Raw genomic sequence first — 1,058 nt, forward strand, 5'->3', positions numbered from 1 at the left:
GATTTAAATATTGAAGCTAAAATTGTAAACATTGCTTCAACATCTTCTTATACTTCATCTCCAAATAGAGGGGAAGTACTGTATATCAAAAGCAGGAATAAGCATAAGTCATGCCGAAAAATTTGGTACTGAATTTAAGCGAGGGGAAGTTAAATCTCTAGAAGTTAATGGTTTCGAAAAAGTAGTAAAATGTAAAAAGGGCGAAGAGTATAGGGCTAAAAGTGTTGTAATTGCTACAGGTGCTGAACCTAGAAAACTGGGAATTAAAGGTGAAGAAGAATTTAAAGGTAAGGGAGTATCTTACTGTGCAACCTGTGATGCAGATCTTTTTACAGATTTAGATATAGTTGTAGTTGGTAATGGAAACTCAGCTGTTGAAGAATCAATTTATCTGAGTAAATTTGTCAACAAGATTACAATGATAGTCATTCATGATGAAGGGGTAATGGATGCTGAAAAGATTCTGCAGGAAAAAGCAATGGAAAATGAAAAAATTGATTTTGTCTGGAATTCTGTTCTAGAAGAAATCAAGGGGGATGGACTGGTAGAAAAGGCTGTTGTTAAAAATATTAAAAATGGTGAAAAATCTGAGCTTGACTGTTCAGGCGTCTTCTTTTTGTAGGAAGAGTTCCCAGCACTGACTTTTTAGAAGGTGTTGTTGATTTAACAGAGCATGGTTATGTTGAAACAACAAAACAGATGGAAACAAACCAACCGGGAGTTTATGCAGTTGGTGATGTGAGAAATAAAGTTGTACGTCAGGTAATAACAGCAGCTGGTGATGGAGCGACTGCAGCTGTAATGGCTCAGGGCTATATTGAAGAAGAAGAATACTGGCAGAATCATGTTGTTGAGGCTGATAAACCAGCTTTAGTAGCTTTCTGGAGTGTTACCGATCAAGAAAGCATGGATCTGGTGAGTCAATTAGAAAATATGGAACTTGAAGACAAGGGCTATAAGTTCTTAAAGATTGATACTTATAAAAATAGACTTATTTCTGGTCGATATGATATTGAAGAAATACCAACAATATTAAAACTTGAAGATGGTAAAGTTGC

General features: G+C 35.5%; 1 pseudogene. It reads left to right on the top strand.

The window, feature by feature from the left end:
• Positions 1–106: 106 nt before the first annotated feature.
• Positions 107–1,058 (top strand): annotated as a pseudogene (locus HSACCH_RS05195) (FAD-dependent oxidoreductase); the annotation flags it as partial.

Origin of the sequence: Halanaerobium saccharolyticum subsp. saccharolyticum DSM 6643 (assembly GCF_000350165.1) — a bacterium.
GTDB lineage: Bacteria > Bacillota > Halanaerobiia > Halanaerobiales > Halanaerobiaceae > Halanaerobium > Halanaerobium saccharolyticum.